Here is a 6,510-nt window from a genome sequence, read left to right on the forward strand (position 1 = left end):
GAACGAGTAAGAGTTTAGTGGACTGAGATATTTTCCACTAAACTCTCCTCTAGGAACCGTACTTGAAAGTTTCCCTTCATACGGCTCGAGCCATCTTAAGTCCTTTTCTCGAGAACCGGCAACAGCTTCCTTCAAATATTCTGGCATTTCAAATTCCTTACTAGGATTAACATTAATCATATCTTATCATCCTCATAAAGAGAAGGATTATTTGATCTACGTTTTTCAAAGTAGGCATACCATTCTTTATCGTAGGGATTTGCCTCAGCTTGAATTTTCTTGTGGCGACGAATTGGTACGCTTGTTGCTTGAAAGAGTTCCTTCCACTCAACTGTACCTTTATTCTTAGTCAGCGCTGCAAAGCACCATCTTCTGGCTTCTTTTGTTTTAAAGTATTTCTCCTTAATCCAGCGTAAGCCTTTATTAGGGTGTCTGCGTTTTGACCATTGCCATAAGGCTTTAAAAATCTCAGAATCCACTTTCTCATAAGCTTTTCTTGCGCATATTCCCCTGTGGTAATAGACCCACCCTCGAATTTGAGGTGTGAGCAGTTCTATTACTTTTTCTTGGGTTGCTGCGCAGTTCTTACGAATCAAGCACCGGATGCGCTTCAGAAGTCGGTTTGTACTTTCTGCTGAAGGTTTGATGATTATCTTCCTTTCGTACTTACGTACTGTCTGACCTAGAAAATCAAATCCCTGTTCTACGTGTGTGATCTTGGTTTTTCCTGTGGATAGAGTTAACCCTCTGTCGCTGAGGAAATCCTCTACTAGCCTTTTAACTTTAGTCTCAAGAATTTCTTTTGATTTTCCAGTGTTACTATGAAGTCATCCGCGTAGCGAATCACGTGCACACCATATTTCTTGCGTTTTCTTGTTCCCTTCTTCCCGAAATGTTTACTGATAACATTTTCGAAACCATCAAGGGTCAAGTTAGCAAGTACAGGGGAGATAATTCCTCCTTGTGGAGTCCCTGCTATTGTGAAGCGGAACATTTGTTTTTCTATGAACCCAGATTTTAACCATTTGCTGAGAATATTCTTTTCTATTGGAATTGAGCTTTCTAACCAGCAATGGTCTATTTCATCAAAACACTTCTTAATATCCGCCTCTAGGATCCATTGCGATCTGTCGCGTCCCGCCAAAGTTTTGTGGATCTGGCTTATCGCATCAGCAGCTGAGCGATGTTTCCTAAATCCGTATGAGTGTCTATCTCCTATTGTTTCTGCAACAGGATCAAGTCCCATAAGATATAAGGCCTGCATCGCTCGATCTTTCATAGTGGGAATACTAAGAGGTCGCTTGCTGCCTGTAGGTTTGGGGATATAGACTCGTCTCAAAGGTTGAGAGCGATATCCTCGTTGCCTCAGGTTTGCAATTCCTTGAGATTTTGCTGAAGGGCTCTGCCACAACTGGTTGTCAACACCAGCTGTACATTTTCCTTTATTTGAAGTTACGCGTTTTACTGCCAACGCTTTAGCACTAAAACTACGTGTGAGGAGGCGTTGTAAAGTTTTCACTTTATTCCATCTCCTAGCTTTTGTTGCCTGAACAATACGAGCTTGTAGCCTTCTGGTATTTTTTTTACACTGAAACCAGTTAATTTGATTCCAGTGTTCTGCTGTACCGAAAGGTGCACTTACAATTTTACCTGTAACCATCTGCTTTCCTCACTTAAAAGGTTTTACAAACAATCTTGTTCAAGATGACCGTAGTGGACGTCAGTTCTCTTTCGAGCCAGATAACGTTTAAACCTGTATCTCATCCATTACAGATGAGCATTCACTTTTTCCACACTCCCAATCCCACATATCCATCAGTCTTTCTCATGATCAACCTTACTGAGTAAAGAAATTACCCAGAGATATATGGGGTTTCCGTGTTCCACCTATCAAACAACGAGCGGGTTAGGATTGATCTATACACCGGTGGTGTTTATGTTTGCGTATCAGATGCGTTCACGCTGATAACCTACCACATACCTTTTGGTCCAAGCCTGTCAGTGTCTTTGGCTTGTTCGATTTAACGATGCTTACGATCATTCACTTCTGTTATCCATACCGTTCACCCTAGCCCCCGTGCCAACTTGACACTTATAGCATCGTTCCTTCTTCACAGACCGAACTTCTCCTTTTCGGGCGGGTTCATTGTCCTAAACGCTTTGCATAAGACATTACTGTACTTATACAGTTTAGTAGGGTACGAGTGGCAAAACACTCGGTTTAGTCAGTGCTAAACAGTTTAATAGACGACTTTCACGTCACACAAAGGCATAATCATTGCGTGCATCAAGAAATTTAGATAAAGCCATGACGAATTAACCTAGAAAGCATTAATAATTATACACAATTCTGAAGAAATATTCAACTAAAATTCAAACATGTTAGTCAAAGAATGATCTTCATGAAAGGGCTTATTTAATAGAGAACTTGATTTGCATTGATATCCAACTGATCAGACTGAGAGTTGAAAATATGGCAATTAGACACAAAAACCATAAACCGTATAGCAGCGGGAGAGGTAATAGAAAGGCCAGCGAGTGTAGTAAAGGAGAAAATGCAATAGATGCTGGAAGTTCAGAGATAGAGATAGAGATCGAGATAGAAAGTGGTGGGCGTAACCTTATAACTGTGACAGATGATGGAAATGGAATAGAAAAGAACGATCTAGAACTAGCATTTATGAGGCATGCCACTTCAAAATTAAGCGATAGTGAGTTAATAGAAATCAAGCATCTTGGGTTTAGAGGAGAATTCAATTGCAGCAGTAAGTAGAATGAAATTATCGTCTAAGGCAAAAGGAAGCATGGTCTATAAGTTATGAGGGAGGAGAAAAAATAAGAGAGATTACACCTTGTTCTTTGCTACAGGGTTGAAGTTCGTGACTTATTTTTTGCGACACCAAATAGACTAAAATTTCTAAAAACCGAAAGGGCAGAAACACAAGCTATAGTTGATATTGTAAATAACTTAGCGATATAGTATTGGGTTTACTCTCGCTTCGGGTAATAAAAAGCTCTTAAAATATGCTAAACAAACTTCATTATTTAACAGATTGTGTGAAATAGAAGAAGAATTTCAGAGTAACTCGCTGGGAGTTAACGAGGAAGAAGATGGCATCAAACTTACGGGACATATCTGCAAACCGACGGTCAATCGAGGTAAGTCTGATATGATCTATACATTTGTGAATGGAAGGCCAATAAAAGACAATCTACTTATAGATGCAATTCGATATGCATATCAACCAGTTGGGAGGTATCCTTTTGCAGCGCTGCACTTAGAGATACCATACGATCAAAATGTGCATCCAAATAAATCAGAGGTAAGGTTTCAGAACAAGAGGCTAGTATATGAAATAGTGAGAAGAGGAATAATAAAAGCATTATCGACTAGAATAGGCACGTTCGCAGCAAGTGATGTTGAGTCTCAAAGTATTGAAGAGTTTGATAGCCAAGAGCAGGTTAATAGTAAAGAGGAAAAAATAAAAAGAGTTTTATGAGAAGAGACCAAGTCTTTTAGAAAATCGCCTAATGAAAGGATTCAATGCACCAGACGAAAGAAGGCAAAGCTTACCAGAAACGTTTAAATATGGAGAATCTCCACCCCAAAAGGGAACTATGGTTCTAGAAAGGGAGCAAATTGATTTGGTAGAGCTCTAGGATATGCACGCTGTCAGGTCTACAATACTTACATTATTGCTGAGGCTAAAGGCAAATTAATTATAGTAGATCAGCACGCAGCTCATGAGAGGTTGATATACGAGTGCTTAACAAGCATAAAAAGACAAAAACTTCTTCTTCCGGAAACAGTTGAAATTAAAAACCAAGCTGAAATGGAAATGATAGAGGTTTATAAATTTTTGAAATGGGTTTTGATATTGAAATACAATCAGAAGATAAAGTGAAGGTAAAAGAAATTCCTGCAATTTTAGGAACAATAAATGTGAAAGAGATGGTATAGTTGATAGATTAATAGAGATAGGAGATACGCTACCTATAGAAGAAAAAGTGAACAAGATATTAGCTACTATTGCGTGCCATAGAGCTGGAAGGGAAATGAAGTTGGAGGAGATGAATGAGTTGATGAGACAAATGGAAGAAACACCGTATGCTGATCACGGAAGACCAACTTACATAGAAATGAAACTAAGTGATATAGAAAAATTATTTGAAAGGAAATGAGTTCAATTTGTCAAAAAGGTTACCAATTAAGTATACGTGATAGCTCTTTTAATTATAGAGTATAAAATGTGAAAAAAGAGAATAATTGCTCTAACTTTTTAGACTACAAAGTAATAGGACAGGAAGTAAGAAATTGGAGGTTAAAGCGAGGATATACTCAAAAAGATTTAGCAAAAAAAATCGGTGTAACATATCAAGTAGTACTACAATATGAAAAAGGAACATGTAAAATTTCGATTGAAAAGTTGTATGCTATAGCAGAGATATTGTCGATTGGTATTGTAGACCTAATTCCTGTATCAAATGAAAAAATCTGTTTTGAAGATGAGGGAGAGAAAATATTAAATCTAGTAAGAGAATATAAAAAGATTAACGATCAGGAGTTACGTAGGATGTTTTGTTTACTAACCAAATTTGTCAAAGTTAGTGAGAAAAGTAGTAGAAAATCGGAAAAAATAAAAATTGCAAAGGGTTTGGTTAAATCGGGAGTTTCTGTTGATATTGTTGCAAAAACAATTGGTCTCTCTGCTGATGAATGTGTTGAAGAAAAAACAGGTTCTATCTACTACAAAATAGGGAAAAAGATAAAGGAATGGAGGGCAGTACGGGAATATACTCAGAAGGATTTAGCAGAGAAAATGAGGTGATGAAATAAGCAACTATGAACAAGGACGTGTGGCTATTCCACTGGAAAAATTGTATGCAATAGCAGAAACATTATCGATTAATATTACAGATCTACTAATAGAAGAAGGTGAAGGTAGTAAAGTAGTACCTGATTTGATAAAAGAATACAAAAAAATTGAGAGTCAAGAATTACGCTATGCGCTAATAAAATCTCTGCTTGAAGAGATACGGATTTGCGAAGAGAAAGTGAAAAGAGCAGAAAATTGCAAAGGATTTAGTAAAAGGAGGAATTTCTATTGATATTATTTTGCAAGCGGTAGGCCTCTCTTTAGACGAAATTCAACAAGTTTAAAATAAAAAAATCAGTATATATTAATATCTTTACCTATTCATAAAAAAATAAGTAAAAAAGATTGAGAAATTGATTTGACTTCACTCGGAAGCTATGGCTTCATGCCAATGCTGATAAAAAACAGCAGTAAATATATAAAAACATTTTGTTGTTAGTGAAGGGTAATTTTTATGAATAATAAGAAAGATAGTAAAGATCGTAGAGAAGAAATAGAATTCAGAGCATTAGAAAGCAACGGTAAAGCTCTACTTGATCGTGAAGTAATAGAAACGTTTCTAAGTGCAGTGCATGACAGGGACGAAGCTCGCAGTATTGCTAGAAAGCTAATTGATAGTTTTGGAATAGGAGGAGTTTTAGGCCAGGAAATAGATGACTTGAAAACTATAGAAGGGATAACCGACTCTACAGTAGCAGTAATTTTATGCCTAAAGGAAGCTTCAAAGAGGGTACCAAGAGAAGAGTTAAAGAAAGGACCTGTAATGGATAACTTGGAAATCATCGTAAAATATTTAAGGGTGAGTATTGGCTACTCAGAGGAGGAAAAGATGAAAATAATATATTTTGATCAAAAGTGCCGTTTAAAGGGGGAAGAAGTATTTACTGGTACAGTGGATAAGGTACCTTTTTACATAAGAGAAGTAACAAGAAAGGCGTTAATAAGAAAAGCGACGTCAATAATAATATCGCATAACCACCCAGAAGGAAGGTTAATACACCTACGACAATGTTGCCAACAATTTAAAACTTGAAAAAAGTATTTCCAGAAAACTTTTATGTCCAAAAGTAAGAGCTCCATTTATTTATGACGCTAATGACGAACTAATTATCAGCTTTAATGTAGTGGATTAATAATGAGCATATTATTTAAATGGAATGTTATGAACAGTAAAGAAAGATTTGCCATACGAGTTAGTTATGAACCTGATAGGTTGGCAGAGGTATATTTATTAGACGCCTACACAAAATTAATGCCAGTGCTAAAGTATTCAGTAAATGCAAATAAAAAAGAACTTCAAGGAGGATCAAATGTTAACAGTAAGCTTATATGCAAGAGTTTCTTCAGAAAAACAAGTACAAGAGAATACGATTGCAAGTCAACTTTCAGCTTTAGAAAATAAAATTAAAGCAGATGGGCATGAATTGCTAGATGAACATAAATTCGTTGATAATGGCTATAGTGGATCTAATTTAGTTCGTCCTGCCTTAGAAAAATTACGTAATAAAGTAGCAGAAGGTAAAATTGACATAATCTATATTCATTCTCCTGATCGTTTATCGCGTAAATATGCATATCAGATGGTTTTACTTGAAGAATTACAGAAAGCAAAAGTAGAAGTAATTTTTTTAAA

5 protein-coding genes and 2 pseudogenes are annotated in these 6,510 nt (G+C 36.5%); 4 read left to right on the forward strand and 3 right to left on the reverse strand.

Going from position 1 to position 6,510, the window contains the following annotated elements:
• The 3 genes from Wcon_RS09570 to Wcon_RS09580 form a co-directional block, all read right to left on the reverse strand.
• A partial coding sequence (locus Wcon_RS09570) for a hypothetical protein (protein WP_147269164.1) occupies positions 1-180 on the reverse strand: 180 nt, incomplete at its 3' end.
• Positions 177-797 carry a group II intron maturase-specific domain-containing protein gene (locus tag Wcon_RS09575; RefSeq protein ID WP_114517628.1) on the reverse strand — a complete coding sequence of 207 codons (621 nt, stop codon included), beginning with the start codon at positions 795-797 and terminating at the stop codon, positions 177-179. The genes Wcon_RS09575 and Wcon_RS09570, both read right to left, overlap by 4 nt.
• Positions 770-1,660, reverse strand: a complete 891-nt coding sequence (locus Wcon_RS09580) for a reverse transcriptase domain-containing protein (RefSeq protein ID WP_114517629.1) — start codon at positions 1,658-1,660, stop codon at positions 770-772. Before Wcon_RS09580 ends, Wcon_RS09575 begins: the two co-directional genes overlap by 28 nt.
• Before the next feature lie 805 nt (positions 1,661-2,465).
• On the opposite strand from Wcon_RS09580, the pseudogene mutL reads away from it, so the two are divergent.
• The 4 genes and pseudogenes from mutL to Wcon_RS09600 form a co-directional block, all read left to right on the forward strand.
• A pseudogene (gene mutL, locus Wcon_RS09585) lies at positions 2,466-4,182 on the forward strand (DNA mismatch repair endonuclease MutL).
• A 68-nt stretch (positions 4,183-4,250) separates the two neighbouring features.
• Positions 4,251-5,161: pseudogene (gene wmk, locus Wcon_RS09590) on the forward strand (WO male-killing family protein Wmk).
• A gap of 170 nt (positions 5,162-5,331) precedes the next feature.
• Entirely contained in the window at positions 5,332-5,910 is a 579-nt protein-coding gene (locus Wcon_RS09595) for a JAB domain-containing protein (protein ID WP_114517945.1), read from the forward strand.
• Positions 5,911-6,154: 244 nt separating this feature from the next.
• Positions 6,155-6,510, forward strand: a 356-nt coding sequence (locus Wcon_RS09600; protein WP_237349973.1) for a recombinase family protein, incomplete at its 3' end; no start/stop codon positions are given.

The sequence above is a fragment of the Wolbachia endosymbiont of Cylisticus convexus genome, assembly GCF_003344345.1.

What these genes read in the sequence shown, in the direction of transcription:
- Wcon_RS09580 (WP_114517629.1), bottom strand. Translation starts at nt 1,660, where the DNA reads ATGGTTACAGGTAAAATTGTAAGTGCACCTTTCGGTACAGCAGAACAC.
- Wcon_RS09595 (WP_114517945.1), top strand. Translation starts at nt 5,332, where the DNA reads ATGAATAATAAGAAAGATAGTAAAGATCGTAGAGAAGAAATAGAATTC.